This is a genomic window from Psychrobacter sp. ANT_H59, from assembly GCF_008369225.1.
Classification (GTDB): Bacteria; Pseudomonadota; Gammaproteobacteria; order Pseudomonadales; family Moraxellaceae; genus Psychrobacter; species Psychrobacter cryohalolentis.
In genome coordinates this window covers 112,161-129,777 of the sequence record NZ_VOBE01000007.1, presented here as the reverse complement: position 1 = coordinate 129,777, position 17,617 = coordinate 112,161, and the positions used below count along the sequence as shown (strand labels likewise).

Genomic DNA, 17,617 nt, shown 5'->3' with positions numbered 1-17,617 from the left:
ACTTCTCTTATTTTTTGTCTTTTTCTTCTTATATTTCCTTATAGTGCTTTGTAATGGCTTGGCTAGAGGGTATTTAAGCATTGTTATTTTAACTATATGGCTGTGTAAATAGGTAATGATGTGACTATATCGTAACGCGTTATTATAAAAGCGATGTGATGTCTGTATTACTAAGTAAAGATAAATGCTGGCTTTTCTGACAGCGTATTTTAGGAATAATTTGATATGTCTAGTATGTTAAAAACGGACAGTCTCGATGCTAAGGATATCAATGAAAAATACTTTGATAATCATGAAAGCCTTGACGTTTATAAGCAGTTAAAGCAGCGTGAACAGTCTTGGTGGAAATCACGCCAGCAGTTGACACTGTTACGAGAACGTCAAATGTTTTGGTTTGGCGATAACAGTTTTATGATGTGGCTGCTCTGGCAATTGGTCAGCTATATAGTCGTTGCCATGGTACTCATGCTGCTTAGCAAGTTGCTAGATATATCGTTACCTCTGTGGCAATACATCGCTTTATTTGTCATACAAACCTTAATTTTTATTGTGATGCTGAGTTTTAAAGACAGACTTGCTAGGCAGTTGCAATATAAGATCAATCAAGCCGATTTGTCGCGTGAAGAGACGCTTAATGAGATGACTATCTTGGCTTCTGATAGCTTGTATCGCGATGTCCACGCCAAAGCACCTATTACTTTGAAGCAAATCTACCGATACTATAATGCAGAATTTCGTTTGGCCAGCTTGCACCGCCTCCTACAAAAGGAGGTCGATGCGGGACGCTTGATGTATGGCGACCAAAAGGTGGAAGCCGATATACTGCCTCTAGAGCTTGCCGATGATGCGCTGAAGGAATATGCACGTGGCATCATCTACAAAAGCTTGATATAGAAAATAAGCTAGACTCTATCATTACGGACACTAAGACTGTCTATCAGTGCCGTTTTTAACGTCTTAAGTTTATCAGCGCTCAGTGCTTGATCATTTTGATCGCTGATATAAAACATGTCTTCTGCACGCTCGCCAAGCGTAGTAATACGCGCGGCATGTACCTCAATCTGCTGCTGCAAAAATACTTGTCCAACACGGGCAAGTAAACCTGGCTGATCAAGGGTCTCTAAGCTCATGATGTGCTGACTTGAGGCATCATTGAACTCAAAATTGATCGTCGTTGCTACATCGAAATGTTTGAGCTGGCGTGGAATTCGTTTGTGCGTCAGTTTGGGCGCGGTAGGATTTTTAAAGGCATCAATCAATCGTTGCTTAAGCTCTTGCTGGCTATCGCTATCGACCAGTAAAGTACCGCTACGGTCGAGTAGTACATAAGAATCCAACGCAAAATCACGGGTCGCTGTGATAATACGGGCATCCAATACATCAAGATTCATCTGATCGAATACGGCCATAGTCACCGCAAACAAATTGACCTGATCTTGGGTATAAACAAAAACCTGTACCGCATCAAGCGCTAGTTCTCGATGCTCACGTAGAACGACTAATGGCGGACTATCAGCATTTGACGCTCGACCTATAGGCGGATGATTCAAAATCGCTTCAGTATGCCATAAGATATCTTCTGCAATTTCACGCAAAAAATACTCATCGCCCAAATCATCCCACAATCTCAGCACCTCATCGCGATTCATATGCTGATTGTCGACGTTATCTAGCATCACTAGTGCTTGCTTGCGTGTGGCACTAATCATATCTTGACGATTGGTTGGGGCATCAATATCCGCCCGCAAAATACGGCGCGTTTGCGAATATAGCTGCTTCATAAGTGTCGCACGCCAGCTGTTCCAAAGTTGTGGATTAGTGGCGTTCATATCAGCGACGGTTAAGACATACAGATGGTTTAGATGGGTGACGTTACCCACCAAATCTGCAAATAGTGTCACAACCTCTGGGTCTGAGATATCTTTTTTCTGAGCTGTCATTGACATCAGCAGATGATAACGGGTCAACCAGCCAACCAGATTGGCGTCGGCAGTACTCATACCATGAGCCAGACAAAACTCAATCGACTCGATTTCGCCAAGTTGACTATGGTTGCCGCCACGACCTTTGGCAATATCATGAAACATCGCCGCTAATACCAAAATCTCTTTGCGCTCGATGCGCTGAAAGATGGAGCTCACGAGGGGAAAATCTTCATAAAAATGCGGATCCGTAAAACGGTGCAGAATACGAATCAAAAATAAGGTATGGGCATCGACCGTATAACGATGGAACAAGTCATACTGCATCAAACCAGTGACTTGAGCAAAGGCGGGGATATAGTTGCCAAGCACGCCATAGCGATTCATGGTACGCAGGCGATGAAAGAGATAATTCTGCTCTTTTAAATTGGCTAAAAACAAGGTTTGATGCGTAGGATTGTCGCGATAAGCCTGATCAATACCACGCGCTGCAATTTTTAGCGCGCGCAAAGTATGGGTACGGACATTCTTGATGCCATACTGACCCATAAGTAAAAACATCTCTAAAATCGACTCGGGATGCTGCGCAAATACTCTGTGATGCGCCATTGCGATTTGGTCGCCGACTTGGTTAAAGCGGGCATTGATAGGCTGTTTTTTTGGGCGTTCTTCATCAGGCAACTGCGCCTCGATGATGGTTTCGTAATAGTGATTGGTTAGCATTTCAGACAATGTTGATATTTGCATCGCACAGCGGTAATAATCGCGCATAAAGCGCTCTACCGCAGCATTTGGTTGATCATCTGTCTGGGTCTCATAGCCCATCAGTTGAGCAATCTCACGCTGATAATCGAATAACAGCTTGTTTTCATTGCGACCAGTCAGTTCGTGCAGGTAGTGCCGTATCTGCCATAAATAGTTTTCTGAAAAGCTTAATTCATCGAATTCCTTTTCAGTCAAAAAGTTCTGTTGTACCAGATCATAGAGCTTACTGACCCGAAAATAGCGTTTGGTCACCCAGCCAATAATATGGATATCGCGCAGACCACCAGGGGCGGTTTTTATATTGGGCTCAAGATTATATTCTGTGGCATTGTGCTGTAAATAACGTGCTTTTGCCTCATCGATTTTTACGTCATAAAACGAGCGCGGGGACCATTGATTGTTTACTATTTGGTGCGGGACATTTTGCAAGGCGTCATTGCCTATTAATAGGCGAGCCTCTAATAATGCACTGGCAATAGTATGGTCAAGCGCCGCCTCCAAGCAGTCACTGACGCTGCGTACTGATAACGCAGGCTCAAGTCCAATGTCCCATAAGAGTGCCACCAAGTTATCAATTTTACTACTGGTATCAGCGTCAATATCATGTGGCATCAGTAGCAAAATATCGATATCTGAATGTAGCGATAACTCACCGCGACCATAGCCACCAGTTGCAAACAGTGCCAAATCCGTCTTATCAAGCCCAAAGCATTTAAATAATTCGATCAATAAATCATCAATCACGCAAGCACGCGCGCTAACCAGTTGCCGGATATTGACGCCACGTTCGAGTGCGCGGCTGATATCGTCATTTATTTGAAGCAACCATTCAGGAATACCAAATAGCGATTTTTCTACCACGCTCGTGTCTGTTGATAAAGAGGCAGTTGTCATATTGTCTGCTGAAAACAAAGGCATCGGTGTCAAATCAATAGCGGTGACATCACAGTTAAACATGAGATTTATCCAGTTAAAAGTTTGAAGTCTAGTTCAGTAAATAAGGAGCGCTAAAAATAAAAAGCGATCAATAAGATAGAGAAAGTATAAAGATAAAAAACCATCAAGAATAGTGGGGGACAACCATTAATAATAGACGAAAAAAAAGACCGCCTAAGCGATCTTTTATTGTATTACTGAGTCAAAAAACTCAAATCTTCTTCAGGGCGCGTGGTAAATACTTCACAGCCATTGTCCGTTACGACCATCGTGTGCTCCCACTGGGCGGATAGCTTGCGATCTTTAGTGATAGCAGTCCATTCATCCGGTAAAATCTTAGTCTGCCATTTGCCTTCGTTAATCATAGGCTCGATGGTAAAAGTCATGCCAGTTTTTAGCTCAAACCCTGTACCTTTTTGTCCATAGTGCATGACTTGCGGCTCATGGTGGAACTCATTACTGATACCGTGACCACAGAACTCACGCACGATACTAAAACGCTCAGGCTCAACCACTGCTTGGATAGCCGCACCAACATCGCCCAAACGCGCGCCGTTTTTAACCACGCTCATGCCAGCATATAGGGCGTCTTGTGCTACTTTGCAGATACGCTGCGCCATGATAGAGCCATTGCCGACGATCCACATTTTTGAGGTATCACCATAATAGCCATCTTTAATCACGGTCACATCGATATTGATGATGTCGCCGTCTTTTAGCAATTTATTTTCAGATGGAATACCGTGACAAACCACGTGGTTAATCGAGGTGCAGATAGATTTTGGAAAACCATTGTAGTTAAGCGGTGCAGGAATAGCTTGTTGCACATTAACGATATAATCATGGGCAATTTGGTTCAGTGCTTCAGTACTGATGCCCACTCTGACGTGCTCATCAAGCATCACAAGGACATCGCTGGCAAGTTTACCAGCCACGCGCATTTTTTCTATGGCTTCAGGAGATTGAATAAGAGATTTTTTAGTCATCATCGTCGTACTTATAGTTATAGAATTTAGGTCATCAATTATAGCATAAACGCACAAGTTGCTGCTTGAATGCAAGTTATTGAATATTTCAATCGTATTGATATTAAATGACTTTATATACGCTAATGTGACTATATAGTCACTAGGATAGGGCTGCTAATGTCAAAAAAAAGTTGAATGTTACAGAATATATAAGTATTGTAATTTTGTTCGCTAAATGATTTAGCAGACCTCTTTATAGCTTTGTGCAGGATGCAAAAGATAAGGCAATATAAAGATAGAATCACGTTTACAATAACAAGGATGTTGTTATGACTCTAAAACCTTCTCTGCGCGCTGTGCTAACGCCGAGCGCATTTTTACCGTCATTAGGTGCCATTGTCACCGGTGCGCTTTTGATGACTATGCAAGCCACCTCTGCTCAGGCAGCTGGACAGTATTATAACTGCGCCAATGCTGACGGCTGCCAGCTCGTAAGTAGTCAATATTTCACTTCAGACCATACCAAAACCAAATACCCAGTAGTACTCGCACATGGTATGGCAGGGTTTACTAAGATGTTCGGCTTGGTTGATTATTTTTATGGTATTCCTGAAACACTCATGAGCGGTGGCAGTCAAGTATATACCACAAAAACCTCCTCTTTTAACAATAGCGAAATTCGTGGCGAGCAACTTTTACAGAAAATAAAAACCATCAGTGCCATTTCAGGCAGCCCAAAAGTGAACTTATTGGGTCATAGCCAAGGTGGTATTGATATTCGTTATGTCGCTGGCGTGGCACCAGAATATGTTGCTTCTGTCACTGCGATTGGCAGTCCAGAGCAAGGGTCAAAAACGGCGGATGCTGTTATGCAAACACTTTCTGAGGATAGCTTGGCTACCCAAGCGGTATCTGTGTTCTTTCAGCTATTCGGTGGCGTTACGGATGTCGGTTCAGGTACGAGCCCGACAGAACTCAATAAACAAGAAGCTTGGAATACAGCTGTCGCGTTATCAACTGATGGTGCTGCCAAGTTTAATGCTAAATTTCCTGCGGCGATGCCGACCAGCTATTGTGGACAGCCTACTGGCACTGAAGCCAATGGTATCAAGTATTACTCATTTAGTGGTGTTGGGCAAATAACCAATGGTCTTGATCCTAGTGATTATATGCTCGCGCTCACAGGAACAAGCTTTGACAATGATCCAAATGATGGCTTGGTATCTGCGTGCTCAAGCCGACTGGGTTATGTGATTCGAGATGATTATCGTATGAATCACTTAGATTCAGCCAACCAGCTTTTGGGTTTGACCGCATGGGGGCAGCCTGATCCAAAAACCTTGTATCGTGATCAAGTCAATCGCTTGAAAAAAGCCAATTTATAGCATTTATAGATGAGTTAGCAGATTCACAGCTTTTATGATTCATAGCTTTTATAGAAAAAGGGTCAATACTAAAATGACCCTTTTTCTTTATCCATTTTTATTTATCATAAATCTCTACATAAACCGATTGATTAAATAAGATATTGTCGTTATGTCAAATAATCGCCGTTCACCCTTATTGTCCATTATTATTGCTGTGATAGTCGTTCTAATAGTAGCGATTATTTGGTGGTTTAAGCCTGTTAACAATAGCAACGCTTTTTCTCAAGCGGATGCTATAACGCTAGACAATCAAGCTAACGCTAATACCGTAGATCAAGCGAGCTCTAATAGCAATATGAGCCAAAAATCGAATCAAAATACGATTAAATTTACCACAGGGCTTGAGAGTTTACCGCGCTCCTTGCAAGGGACAGATGTCGATGGTGAGATTATTATTGATGAAAACAAGCAACTGGTCGTCACAGAAGGCTTAAGGCGTTTGTTTGATTATTTTTTGTCAGCGCTTGGTGAAGAAGAGGAATCAGCTATTTACGCTCGCGTAGAGAGTTATATTCGCAGTCATACGCCAGAGCCAGCCGCCAGTCAAGCGGTGGCTATATTTGATCAATATGTGGCTTATCTCAAGGCCATACCTGAGATTGAGAAAAAATACGGTACGCTGCAATTGCAAGCGACCCAAAGTGGCGAGCTGGATTTAAGTGTCGTCGCTCAGCAGAAACAAGATGTCGCTAGATTGCGCCAACAGCATTTTGATAAAGAAACCATTATCGCCTTCTTTGGGACAGAAGATGAGTATGACGACTATAGTATGGAGATGGTCAGAATCAGTCAGAATTCCCAGCTGTCTGATGCGCAAAAAGATGCCGCAAAACAAGATTACATCAGTCGTATGCCAGACAATGCAACCAAAACCAATATCGCCCAGCAAGCCAATCTAAACGAGCTGATGACGCGTACAGAGCAAATGCAAGCAAAAGGTGCCACACCTGAAGCGCTGTATAATATGCGTCGTGAGCTGGTCGGTGCACCAGCGGCAGCACGCTTAGCGCAAGTAGATCAAGCAGACGCTAGCTTCGATAAGCGTTTCAAGCAGTACCAAGCACAAAAACAGCAGCTTCTAAAACAAAGTACTAGTCAATCACAAACGCAATCACAAGCTCAAATCAATCAGATTGAAAGGCAACTGTTCAACGACTCTGAACGCAAGCGTTTAACAGGCTATGCCGCTCTACAACAGCAGAAAGCTGCCGATACAAATTAACCAAAAGACAGGCTATAGATATGAATTCAAAGGTAAGTAAAAACCGTAAATATAGCTTGATAAGCTTTTAGGCAGTAAAGCAATTCTTAAGAATAAGATAAAAGATTGTGTGTTAGCAGTTAATAACTGGCTTAGCAAGGCATGTTAGCAAAAATACCGTAAAATGGTACAAAGATAGCGTTAATTGGTACTCAATCTATCATGATAGGCTTATGAGAAATGGGCATAATAGCCTCATTGTTTAGACTAAAGAAAACAACAAATTGATCAGAGCAAACGCTACTGATTAAAATAATAAACAATGAATATCTTATTTTGTATATTAATATTTGAAACTTATAGGAGTTTATATGAAAAACATGACTAAAATGATGATGGCTGCGACCCTTGCTGTAGGTACATTGGCTGCTGGTTGCCAAACTGCTCCTATCGTAACGGCACCTGTGACTCAACCGATTACTGCTAATGCACTACAAGCATATGATTGGCAGATGGTTGATGCAAAGCGCGCAAATGGCGATAAAGTCACTCAGTTATTCTTTGATCCAGCCAAACCACTTACCCTAAAATTCTTCAAAGACAACGGCAATGACCGTGTTGCGTTTGTCAATACTTGTAATAATATGGGTTCTAACTATAAAGTTGTAAATGGCAATGTTGTATTAGGCAATGTTCTATCTACTATGATGGCATGCCCTGAGCCGCAAGCCAGCTTTGATACAGCGACGCTTGCTACGGTACAAGGTAAATATAGCATCAGCACCAATGCAAACAACACGCCTATCTTGACCATCAAAAATAGCAGTCAAGTCGCTCATTTTAAAGCGGTTGCTAAATAATAGAGACAGTCAGTTACTACCGTTATATTATAACCGTATATAAAAAATGCCTCACTTAGCAGTGGGGCATTTTTTCGTCTAAAATTTTTGTTTAAAAGAAGAGACCAATCTGCGTTACACTAGCGACATCACTGTTCCTGATGACTTATATTTCATTCAGCACTCTTCTACTTAATATTATTAATAGTAAGTTGCACGTTTTAAATAGCTCATATCGAATGAATCTATAGGACTTTATCTTATGTTAAAAACCACTGTCTTAAAACCGACTGTTAATATTCGTAGGCTAAACAGTACTGTTCCTATTATTATGCTTTCAATGCTGGCGGTATTAACAGGCTGCCAGACCATGCCAACTGCTTTGTCCAAAGCGCCTAGCGCGATGGCTATGAATAATCCGCTCACTATTGGCATGCCAGCAATAGATCGACAAGGCTATATTGCTTATGTAGAGGAGCAAGGCGTGGGTGCTGCCAAGGTCTCGACGCTATATCGTATCCGCCCCGATGGTAGCGGGCGTCAATTGATTGATCAGCTAAATGGCTATATCTACGCGCCTACGTGGTCAGCGGATGGTCAAATGCTCGCTTATAGCAAACAAGCCGCGCGTCAGCATCCAAAGATTTATATTTATGATGTCAGAAGCGGTAGTCATAATTTGGTCGTCAATGCAGAAGGCAGCAATTTATCGCCGTCATTTTCACCGGATGGTAAAAAGCTGCTCTATAGCTCAACTGTCGGCGGCAATGCCGATATTTATGAAATGCAGCTCAGTGATGGCAGTACCAAACAGCTCACCACGCTACCGAGTACTGAAGTGCAGCCAAGCTACGACAGCGATGGGCAGAGCTTTGTCTATACCAGTGATAAAGTCCGCGCTGGTCGCCCAAGCATTTATCGTTATAGCTTTGCCACGGGCAACGCCGCGCTGATATTGACGGGAGGCTATGCTGCCAGTCCTCAGCTTAGCTTAGATAGTCAGCGTTTGGCATATCTCAATGGTCGTAAGGCGGCAGTAATGATGCTTACCACAGGACAAGTCATCAATCTGGCAGAAACGGGACTCGATGAGCCTGCGCGCCTATCACCTTCTGGACAATACGCCCTCTATCCGACGCGTCAGTCAAATTTGGGTGGACAAGTAGGCGGTCAAAGCAGTCAAAGTGGCGGCAGCTTGGTTATCCATTCTCTCGAAGGGAATACCAGTTATGCGATTAGCAGTAAAACGGGCGGGGTAATTCGCTCACCAATTTGGGGTCGTTAAGCGATTTTTTTAATTTAAAGGTAAATATCATGGCGCATAAAAAGAAGAACGTCCGCAAAAAACTCTGCCCTGTCTGCGAGCGCGAATTTAGTTGGACTAAAAAGTTGGATAAAAACTGGGAGAGCATGGTCTATTGCTCCGACCAATGCCGCCGCGTGAAAAAGTATGAAGGATTGGATCATCAAAAAGAAGATAAATAGGGGTTAATGATGAAGTAGAGATATAGGGAAATGGGAGCAGACAATGGCACATAAAAAAGCAAACCTACCGCAAAAAATCTGCCCCGTTTGCCAGCGTCCTTTTACTTGGCGCAAGAAATGGGAAAAGGATTGGGAACAGGTGATTTATTGTTCGGAGCGTTGTCGGCGGGGGAAAGACAAATTAGATTGAGCTATAGTTAGAATAAGGTGAAGCTACGATAATCTCTAACTAAACACTATAAAAAATTGAGCATTAAAATTCGCTATTTGCAAATATTTATTTCGCTATAAGCGAAATAAATATTGATTAATTTTTTTCTTATTGTATAATATTGGATGTTAGTTGATGTATAGACGAATAACTCATCATGAATATTAGGTAAGTTTTTTACCTGCGGAGGATTAGAACCCTCTACCTTTTGCTGGGCTCATGCGTCCTTTATTCGACGTGTTGTAATAGTTCGGTATGGTGCTTGCTTGCGACGAGAGCAAGCAAGCACCTGTTAGGATCGACCGCTGATTAAGTCTCTTTTTCTAGTTGTGATGAGGATACTGGTAATTGTACTAGTATTAACTAGGAGAAAGTTTTATGAACAAATCAACTAATAATCAGCAACCGCTTAAGGGAAGTAGAAAATTGCTAAAGAAGTCAATCTTCTTGCTATTGAAAGCTTTTAAAATTATTTATAGTTTGCTTAGGGTTTTTGATTTAATTAAGCACTATTTTGATAGTAACCCTTAAGCGTTGTCCTCAACAGATTCTTATGGAGTCTTATATGATTAACAATGCTTTAAAAAAAATTCGTTTGTTTCATAAATTGAAGCAAAATGAGCTCTCACGAGAGCTAAATATATCTAATTCTTATCTGTCTGAAATTGAGAATGGTAAGAAGTCCCCAAGTATCGAGCTTTTACAGAGTTATTCAGACTATTTCGATCTACCTGTCTCTTCTCTGCTGTACTTTTCAGAACAACTCGAAAATGAAGGAAAGATATCTAAGACTTTTCGAATAAAATCTGCGAGCTTTATTCTTAAAATCCTAGATTGGAGTACTGAAGATGAGCAGAAAAAAACTAAAGGTAAAAGCTGATAAGAGGTATTCTATAGATCAGTGTAGATTATACAAAATTACCAGCTTAAAAAAACTTTGTGAGATTCTTAGTATAAATAATGAAGAACTTAAGCTATTAATTGATAAATCTAGAAATAGTAAGTTCTATAATTGCTATACAAACCAAAAAGGACGATTAATTCAAGAGCCTATTAATCTAATGTATCGTGTTCATAATCGAATTGCTAACCTATTAGCTAGAGTTGAAACACCTTCATACATAAATTATTCAAAAAAAGGCTGCTCTCACATTAGTAATGCAAAAGCTCACTTATACTCTAAGCAGTTAATCACTTTTGATATTAAATCTTACTATCAGAGCATATGTAATGAAGCTCTACGTAGATTTTTTCGAGACAAGTTGAAATGTGAACAAGATGTAGCTTATGTATTATCAATAATATGTTCTTTTGAAGGCTCACTACCTACAGGTAGCCAAATTAGTGTATATCTTTGTAATTTAGCGAATATAGATATGTTTCACGAGATGTATCTACAATCTAATAGATTTCAGCAAGAATTTACAGTCTATGCAGATGATATAACTATATCTGGTGATATTGTTAATGATAGCCATTATAACGTTATGAAAAAAATTATAGAACGATACGGTTACATCATTAAAGAGGAGAAAACCAAAAGATATACTTCAAATCAGACTCCGATAGTGACAGGTGTTGCTCTTAAAGATACAGTGGATGTCAAGAATGTTTATTATAAAGGGCTAAGAGAGTTATGTGAAAGTATAAATCTCAATGTTGATAATGAGTCATATGCTCAACTCAAAGATGAGTATTTATCTTTGAAGGGTAAAATCCAGTATATAAAGCAATTAAATAGAGAAGTGCCTTGTTTTATTCTACAAACACAATCATTGTTAGAGAAAAAGCTAGAAGGACAGCTTTAGTTAACTTAAAAGTCTTTGTATTGAGTGTTTTCAAGGTGAATTTTGAATACGCAGAATAATAGTAAGACAGTGATTTCATCGCTAGCTTTTGGTTAGCAAAGATATGGAAAAATAGCAGGATCAGCTACAATAACTAATCCCGCCGCTTCAAACTAACCCTACAAATTCGGATTTAACCACTTCTCAGCAGTCTTCATATCCCAGCCTTTACGCTCAGCATAACTCTCTAACTGATCACGACTGATCTTACCGACGTTAAAGTACTCACTATCAGGATGCGAGTAATAGAAGCCGCTGACTGATGACGCAGGCCACATCGCATAGCTTTCAGTCAAGGTCGTACCGATGGCATCGCCCGTACCAAGCCATTCAAACAGTTTGCCTTTTTCCGTATGCTCAGGGCAGGCAGGGTAGCCAGGTGCAGGGCGGATACCGACGTATTTTTCTTTAATCATATCCTCATTGGTTAAGCTCTCATCAGCCTGATAGCCCCAGTATTCTTTGCGAATCAGCTCATGTAGATGTTCGGCAAAGGCTTCGGCTAAGCGGTCAGATAATGCTTGTACCATAATGGCATTATAGTCGTCACCAGCCGCTTTATACTTCTCAGCCAGCGCTTCTGTTCCAACGATCGAAACAGTAAAGCCGCCAAGATAATCAGTATGCGTATCCGATGGTGAGATAAAATCTGCCAAGCTAAAGTTAGGCTTACCACTGGCTTTGTCACTTTGTTGACGCAAATGCTCAAATTGATATTCTGCTATGCCACCCTTAGTCGGTGCTTTATCATAAACGGTGACAGTATCCGCACCAGTACGGCGCGCAGGCATGAGTTTACACACGCCTTTTGCGACGATTAATTTCTCATCAATCATCTTTTGCATCAGCTCATTTGCATTATCGAACAAATCACGCGCCGCTTCGCCAACCACATCGTCTTGCAATATTTTCGGATATTTGCCAGCAAGTCCCCAAGAGATAAAGAACGGTGTCCAATCGATATAAGGCAGCAGGTTAGTGATAGGATAGTCGTCAAAGATCACTTGCCCTAATTTATTAGGCGTCGGTGGCACATAGTTATCCCAATCATACTGAAAGCCAATCTTGACCGATTCGGCATATGTGACCTTCGCCGCCTTTGGTTGGCGCTTAGCCAGACGCTCACGTACCTTGATATATTCTTCGCGGGTTTCATCAATGAGACCTTGGCAATGCTCTTTTGACAGTAGCTTGGTCACTACGCCGACAGAGCGTGAGGCATCCGCCACATAGATGACACCATTATTTTGGTATTGTGGTTCGACTTTGACCGCCGTATGTGCTTTTGAGGTCGTTGCACCACCGATCATCAATGGCAAAGTCATGCCACGCTCTTGCATTTGCTTGGCGACATAGACCATCTCATCAAGGCTTGGGGTAATCAGACCTGATAAGCCAATAATATCGACTTTCTCAGCTATCGCGGTATCGAGGATTTTTTCACACGGCACCATGACGCCCAAATCAACAATGTCATAGCCATTACAACCAAGCACCACGCCGACGATATTTTTACCGATATCATGGACGTCGCCTTTGACCGTTGCCATGAGGATTTTACCTTTCTTTTCACCCTCGACTTTTTCCGCTTCGATATACGGATTTAGCCAAGCGACCGACTGCTTCATGACGCGCGCAGATTTCACGACCTGCGGTAAGAACATTTTTCCGGCACCAAATAAGTCGCCGACGATATTCATACCGTCCATCAGTGGTCCTTCGATGACCTCAAGTGGGCGCGGATATTTCTCCCACGCTTCTTTAGTATCCGCTTCGATAAAAGCAGTAATACCTTTTACCAACGCATGAGCAATCCGTTCTTCAACGGTACCTTCACGCCATGTCATATCGACGGTACTGTCTTTTTTCTTACCGCCATCTTGATAGTTTTCAGCGATGGTCATCAGCCGTTCGGTGGCATCTTGACCTGTCTCGCCTTGATTGCGGTTGAGCATCACATCTTCGATGGCATCGCGTGCTTCCTTTGGAATATCATCATATAGCTCAAGCATAGCTGGGTTGACGATACCCATCGTTAAGCCGTTTTGAATCGCATGATAAAGGAATACAGAATTGATGGCTTCACGAATCGGGTTACCACGGAAACTAAACGAGACGTTAGAGACACCGCCCGATACCATGGCATTTGGCAGGTTTTCTGTAATCCATTTGGTCGCGTTAATAAAGTCGGCACCGTAGTTATTGTGCTCAGTGATACCGGTAGCAACCGCAAAAATATTCGGATCAAAGATAATATCTTCAGAAGGGAAGCCCACTTCATCGACCAACACATCATAGCTGCGTTTACAAATCTGAGTTTTACGCTCAAAGGTATCCGCTTGTCCATCTTCATCGAATGCCATGACAATGATGGCGGCACCATAGCGCATACAGAGCTTGGCACGCTCGACGAACTCAGCGTGACCTTCTTTTAATGAGATAGAGTTAACGACACACTTACCTTGGGTGCGTTTAAGACCTTCTTCGATAATATCCCATTTTGATGAGTCCAGCATCAACGGTACACGGCTGATGTCTGGCTCGCCTGATACGAGGTTCACAAAGTGAATCATCGCTTGTTTAGAGTCAAGCATCCCTTCGTCCATATTGATATCGACGATTTGCGCGCCGCCTTCGACTTGGTCACGGGCAACGTCAAGCGCCTCAAGATAAGCTTCGGTTTTGATTAGGCGTAAGAATTTCTTCGAACCCGTAACGTTGGTACGCTCACCAACGTTGACGAATAGACTGTCTTTATTGATGGTAAATGGTTCAAGACCAGATAAGCGGCAGGCAGGCGGAATCTCAGGAATGATGCGCGGTGGGTACTTTGCTACCATATTAGCGATTTGACGGATATGCTCAGGTGTTGTACCACAGCAGCCGCCAACGATATTTAAGATACCAGCTTTGGCAAAGCCTTCAAGCAGTGCAGCAGTTTCATCGGCAGTTTCATCATATTCACCAAACTCATTGGGCAGACCGGCATTAGGATGCGCAGAGACATAAGTATTGGCAATATTCGATAGCGTTTGGATATGCGGACGTAGGGCGTCCGCACCGAGCGCACAGTTAAAGCCAACGGATAGCGGTTTGGCATGACGAATCGAGTTATAAAAAGCTTCAGCAGTCTGCCCAGATAAGGTACGACCTGACGCATCTGTAATCGTGCCTGAAATCATAATTGGCAATTCAAATCCGATATCATCAAACACGCCTGTGACGGCAAAGATTGCTGCTTTGGCATTGAGCGTATCAAAAATAGTCTCAATCAAAATGATATCAACGCCACCTTCCATTAGCGCCAAGGTTGATTCGCGATAGTTCAGCACCAATTCATCAAAGGTAATATTACGAAAGGCGGGGTCATTAACGTCAGGTGATAGCGAGCAAGTACGCGATGTCGGACCAATAACCCCAGCGACAAAGCGTGGTTTTTCTGGATTCTTCGCAGTGTATTCGTCAGCGGCTTCACGTGCGATTTTAGCAGCCGTTTTATTTAGCTCAGGCACGAGATACTGCATATCGTAGTCTGCCATCGACAGCCGCGTACCATTAAAGCTATTGGTCTCGATAATATCAGCGCCAGATTCCAAATGCGCCAAATGAATCTCTTTAATCATATGTGGCTGCGTCAGCACCAATAAATCATTATTGCCGCGGACATCTTGCTTGATATCAGCAAAGCGCTCACCGCGATAGTCCGCTTCCTCTAATTTATAGTTTTGAATATGCGTGCCCATGGCGCCATCGAGCATCAAAATCCGTGCTGCCATTTGCTCTGTAATGCGCGCTCGCGCCGTTAGCTGCTGATCCTTATAAGGGAACACAGCAGGCGGCGTCAATATAAAGTCATTGGGATTGGCATTTGGGTTACTGGTGTCAGTTAGATTGGTTGAAGAGGTATCAGTTTGAGAACGGGCTGTTGGAGTCATAGGAGCGCTGCTTATAGAGTCAAAGTTATAAAAAAGAAGAGGAAAAAGTCGTTATAATTTTTAATAGAGAAGACGTCAAAACCATCAATGCCAGTAAAAAATAGTAAATAAATACAGATGATTTTAGCAGAAAATATATTACCAATGTCAGGTTATCAAAGTCTATTGCATAAAGCGTGTGAGCACAAATGAATAGCATTTATCTTTAGGGTTACAGATAGCTTTACTTATGATTATAAACGTAAAAGTATCACTTTATAATGCAAATACAGATTACATGCACACCACAAAAAGTAGCGTAAATAGCCGTTTACGCCACTTAAGGATATGTTAATTTAATTTCAGAAGGATTGATGTTTCATAAGCAGTGCTTATTAGTAAGGGTTGATGATTTTATTTGCAAGTTTGCCTATATATTATTTTTCATGGGTAATCATGCATTATCAAATCAGTGATCATATCGTTAAGCGTTGCTGCTAAGGAAAGCCAATCTCATCTGACATACCAGATAAAAACCAACAGATTATAGATATTTACTCATTAAGGATAATATTATGAAAATCATCAAAATCGCTGCTATTGGTACTTTAGCTGTTTCAATTGCAGGTCTAAGTGCTTGTAACAATATGATGCCAGCTAAAAGCGCTCCTATGAAAGCGCCCATGCATAGTCAATCAATGGCAAAAATGAATGTAGTACAAATTGCCCAAAGCAATCCTGACTTCTCTGTACTCGTAGAAGCTGTCGTTGCTGCTGATTTAGCAGGCGCGCTCTCTAATCCTAATGCCAACTATACGATTCTTGCGCCAACCAATGCTGCTTTTATGCAAGCGTTACAAGAAAATAACATGACCAAAGCACAGCTCTTTGCCAATAAACCACTATTGACTAAAATCTTAAGCTATCACGTGATTAACGCCGCAGCACCTATTTATGCCAAGGATGTTAGACCAGGCAATATAACTATGCTAAGCATGGACACGCTTATGGTGACAGCCCAAGGCAAATTGATGGATGAAAGTGGACGTACAGCAAATCTCTTAAAAACGGACATTACTGCCAGTAATGGTGTGGTACATGTGATTGATAGAGTTCTAATGCCTAGATAGTATTTTGGTAAGGTTTTAAAACTAGCCATTATATGCGTATAAGATCAATCTTTTAAGAGCTGTTCTATGCAGCTCTTAAATTCGTTATAGATTCAGATAACGAAACGCCTGTGTTATATACGTGATTGCTACAGTGCTACTACCTAAGAATATATCAATTAAAAATCAATCAGTTAATATTGTAGATGATTTCAGATAACGTCCCTTTAAAAGATGTCATATTCTAAACAGTGTTGTGCATTTTAAAAAAACTGTTTATGCAAAAATTATTACTTATCGAATCAGTACTTATCAAATTGTTATTCACTCAATAGTTATTAATATCAAAGGAATGTCTTATGTTAAAAAAGAACTTACTATCTATCGCCGTTGTGGCGGCAGCAATGTCATTAGCAGCTTGTAACGATAAAGAAGTCGTTGCTGAGCCAGTTGAGCCAGAAGCAACCACTGATGTAGTCGTTGAGCCAGAAGTCGCAGCTGAACCAATGGTTGAAGCGGATGTTGCCCCTGAAGCAGCAGCTACGCAGACTATTGGTGAGATGGCAGCTGGCAATAAAGACTTGACCATCTTGACCGCTGCACTACAGGCAGCTGGACTTGATTCGATGCTGATGGCTGAAGACAAGTACACAGTATTTGCACCTACTGATGATGCCTTTGCTGGTTTATTGACTAAGTTGAACATTACCAAAGAAGAATTACTTGCTGATCAAGCGACGCTAAAAAGTGTGCTTCCATACCATGTCGTACCTATGGTTGTAAAAGCCGCTGATATTCCTTACGGTACTGCGATTGAAACGGCGAATGGTCAAACCATCACGATTAGTGATGCCAATGTCATTACAGATTCAAATGGTAATACCGCCAATATCGTTGGCACTGATATGATGGCAACCAATGGTGTAGTACATGTAATTGATACAGTTTTATTGCCTAAATAAGTTTTGGTTAATAGACTTACTAAGTCTTTCT

At 41.7% G+C, this 17,617-nt stretch carries 14 protein-coding genes; 11 read left to right on the top strand and 3 right to left on the bottom strand.

The genetic code is table 11. The features are described 5' to 3' along the window. Positions 1-225 precede the first annotated feature (225 nt). Positions 226-894: a hypothetical protein gene (locus tag FQ083_RS11550; RefSeq protein ID WP_149409943.1), complete on the top strand. Its 669-nt coding sequence runs from the start codon at positions 226-228 to the stop codon at positions 892-894. A gap of 8 nt (positions 895-902) precedes the next feature. On the opposite strand, the gene glnD is transcribed toward FQ083_RS11550, so the two are convergent. Both glnD and map read right to left on the bottom strand, forming a co-directional pair. Beyond that, positions 903-3,644 carry a [protein-PII] uridylyltransferase gene (glnD, locus tag FQ083_RS11545; RefSeq protein WP_149409942.1) on the bottom strand — a complete coding sequence of 914 codons (2,742 nt, stop codon included), beginning with the start codon at positions 3,642-3,644 and terminating at the stop codon, positions 903-905. Positions 3,645-3,817: 173 nt separating this feature from the next. Continuing rightward, positions 3,818-4,609: a type I methionyl aminopeptidase gene (gene map, locus FQ083_RS11540; RefSeq protein WP_379607884.1), complete on the bottom strand. Its 792-nt coding sequence runs from the start codon at positions 4,607-4,609 to the stop codon at positions 3,818-3,820. Positions 4,610-4,920: 311 nt separating this feature from the next. Here map and FQ083_RS11535 point away from each other — a divergent pair, with 311 nt between their 5' ends. From FQ083_RS11535 to FQ083_RS11500, 8 genes are all read left to right on the top strand, one after another. Continuing rightward, complete coding sequence (locus FQ083_RS11535; protein ID WP_011512811.1) at positions 4,921-5,976, top strand: lipase family alpha/beta hydrolase; 1,056 nt, start codon at positions 4,921-4,923, stop codon at positions 5,974-5,976. Positions 5,977-6,127: 151 nt separating this feature from the next. After that, the gene (locus FQ083_RS11530; RefSeq protein ID WP_149409941.1) at positions 6,128-7,240 is read left to right on the top strand and encodes a lipase secretion chaperone; all 1,113 of its coding nucleotides are present in this window, start codon (positions 6,128-6,130) and stop codon (positions 7,238-7,240) included. A gap of 350 nt (positions 7,241-7,590) precedes the next feature. Beyond that, on the top strand, positions 7,591-8,079 hold the full coding sequence (locus FQ083_RS11525; RefSeq protein ID WP_149409940.1) for an META domain-containing protein: 489 nt from the start codon (positions 7,591-7,593) through the stop codon (positions 8,077-8,079). Positions 8,080-8,320: 241 nt separating this feature from the next. After that, positions 8,321-9,343, top strand: coding sequence for a PD40 domain-containing protein (locus FQ083_RS11520; protein WP_149409939.1), 1,023 nt, complete (start codon positions 8,321-8,323; stop codon positions 9,341-9,343). Positions 9,344-9,372: 29 nt separating this feature from the next. Then, positions 9,373-9,543: a DUF2256 domain-containing protein gene (locus FQ083_RS11515; RefSeq protein WP_010196547.1), complete on the top strand. Its 171-nt coding sequence runs from the start codon at positions 9,373-9,375 to the stop codon at positions 9,541-9,543. Positions 9,544-9,586: 43 nt separating this feature from the next. Beyond that, positions 9,587-9,733: a DUF2256 domain-containing protein gene (locus tag FQ083_RS11510; RefSeq protein WP_149409938.1), complete on the top strand. Its 147-nt coding sequence runs from the start codon at positions 9,587-9,589 to the stop codon at positions 9,731-9,733. Positions 9,734-10,319: 586 nt separating this feature from the next. Further along, positions 10,320-10,634 (top strand): helix-turn-helix domain-containing protein, encoded by a 315-nt coding sequence (locus tag FQ083_RS11505; RefSeq protein ID WP_149409937.1) that lies wholly within the window; start codon positions 10,320-10,322, stop codon positions 10,632-10,634. Further along, positions 10,603-11,562, top strand: coding sequence for a reverse transcriptase family protein (locus FQ083_RS11500; RefSeq protein ID WP_149409936.1), 960 nt, complete (start codon positions 10,603-10,605; stop codon positions 11,560-11,562). The genes FQ083_RS11505 and FQ083_RS11500 overlap by 32 nt, the downstream gene beginning before the upstream one ends. Before the next feature lie 158 nt (positions 11,563-11,720). Here the strand turns inward: FQ083_RS11500 and metH are convergent, their stop codons facing one another. Further along, on the bottom strand, positions 11,721-15,377 hold the full coding sequence (gene metH / locus FQ083_RS11495; RefSeq protein ID WP_410477369.1) for a methionine synthase: 3,657 nt from the start codon (positions 15,375-15,377) through the stop codon (positions 11,721-11,723). 713 nt (positions 15,378-16,090) lie between these two features. Between metH and FQ083_RS11490 the strand changes: the two genes are divergently transcribed. After that, on the top strand, positions 16,091-16,645 hold the full coding sequence (locus tag FQ083_RS11490; RefSeq protein ID WP_020442781.1) for a fasciclin domain-containing protein: 555 nt from the start codon (positions 16,091-16,093) through the stop codon (positions 16,643-16,645). A gap of 338 nt (positions 16,646-16,983) precedes the next feature. Further along, positions 16,984-17,586 (top strand): fasciclin domain-containing protein, encoded by a 603-nt coding sequence (locus FQ083_RS11485; RefSeq protein ID WP_011512819.1) that lies wholly within the window; start codon positions 16,984-16,986, stop codon positions 17,584-17,586. The last annotated feature ends 31 nt before the right edge of the window (positions 17,587-17,617 follow it).

What these genes read in the sequence shown, in the direction of transcription:
- glnD (WP_149409942.1), bottom strand. Translation starts at nt 3,644, where the DNA reads ATGTTTAACTGTGATGTCACCGCTATTGATTTGACACCGATGCCTTTG.
- FQ083_RS11490 (WP_020442781.1), top strand. Translation starts at nt 16,091, where the DNA reads ATGAAAATCATCAAAATCGCTGCTATTGGTACTTTAGCTGTTTCAATT.
- FQ083_RS11500 (WP_149409936.1), top strand. Translation starts at nt 10,603, where the DNA reads ATGAGCAGAAAAAAACTAAAGGTAAAAGCTGATAAGAGGTATTCTATA.
- FQ083_RS11510 (WP_149409938.1), top strand. Translation starts at nt 9,587, where the DNA reads ATGGCACATAAAAAAGCAAACCTACCGCAAAAAATCTGCCCCGTTTGC.
- map (WP_379607884.1), bottom strand. Translation starts at nt 4,609, where the DNA reads ATGACTAAAAAATCTCTTATTCAATCTCCTGAAGCCATAGAAAAAATG.
- metH (WP_410477369.1), bottom strand. Translation starts at nt 15,377, where the DNA reads ATGGCAGCACGGATTTTGATGCTCGATGGCGCCATGGGCACGCATATT.
- FQ083_RS11505 (WP_149409937.1), top strand. Translation starts at nt 10,320, where the DNA reads ATGATTAACAATGCTTTAAAAAAAATTCGTTTGTTTCATAAATTGAAG.
- FQ083_RS11515 (WP_010196547.1), top strand. Translation starts at nt 9,373, where the DNA reads ATGGCGCATAAAAAGAAGAACGTCCGCAAAAAACTCTGCCCTGTCTGC.
- FQ083_RS11550 (WP_149409943.1), top strand. Translation starts at nt 226, where the DNA reads ATGTCTAGTATGTTAAAAACGGACAGTCTCGATGCTAAGGATATCAAT.
- FQ083_RS11535 (WP_011512811.1), top strand. Translation starts at nt 4,921, where the DNA reads ATGACTCTAAAACCTTCTCTGCGCGCTGTGCTAACGCCGAGCGCATTT.
- FQ083_RS11485 (WP_011512819.1), top strand. Translation starts at nt 16,984, where the DNA reads ATGTTAAAAAAGAACTTACTATCTATCGCCGTTGTGGCGGCAGCAATG.
- FQ083_RS11530 (WP_149409941.1), top strand. Translation starts at nt 6,128, where the DNA reads ATGTCAAATAATCGCCGTTCACCCTTATTGTCCATTATTATTGCTGTG.
- FQ083_RS11520 (WP_149409939.1), top strand. Translation starts at nt 8,321, where the DNA reads ATGTTAAAAACCACTGTCTTAAAACCGACTGTTAATATTCGTAGGCTA.
- FQ083_RS11525 (WP_149409940.1), top strand. Translation starts at nt 7,591, where the DNA reads ATGAAAAACATGACTAAAATGATGATGGCTGCGACCCTTGCTGTAGGT.